Source organism: Arthrospira sp. PCC 8006 (genome assembly GCF_046480465.1).
Classification (GTDB): Bacteria; Cyanobacteriota; Cyanobacteriia; order Cyanobacteriales; family Microcoleaceae; genus Limnospira; species Limnospira platensis.
The window spans coordinates 1-329 of sequence record NZ_PKGG01000620.1 but is presented as its reverse complement, the minus strand read 5'-3'; the positions used below and the strand labels follow the sequence as shown (position 1 = coordinate 329).

Genomic DNA, 329 nt, shown 5'->3' with positions numbered 1-329 from the left:
CCTGGATACCTGGAAACCACATTTTTCCGCCCTATCTATCCCCCCAAAGCTGGCGGAAAAGCTGGCAAATAACTCCCAAAAATTAGCGGAAATCTCCCGAGAAACGTCGGGAATTTTGGCGGCGGCTAATCAGCTTTTTAGTCAGGAAAATCAGTTAAAACAGGCGGCGGCAGAATTGGCACGATTAAAAAGCCTCGAAACTCAATTAAACCATATAGAAACGGAACTACAAAATACCGACCTAGACCAACTGCGCCAAGACATCGAAAAGCGATCGCAAACCCTCGAACCGCTCTATCAAGAACTGCAAACCCTCCAACAGCAACAAG

At 46.8% G+C, this 329-nt stretch carries 1 pseudogene; it reads left to right on the top strand.

The features are described 5' to 3' along the window. Positions 1–329: pseudogene (locus B9T16_RS29640) on the top strand (hypothetical protein); the annotation flags it as partial.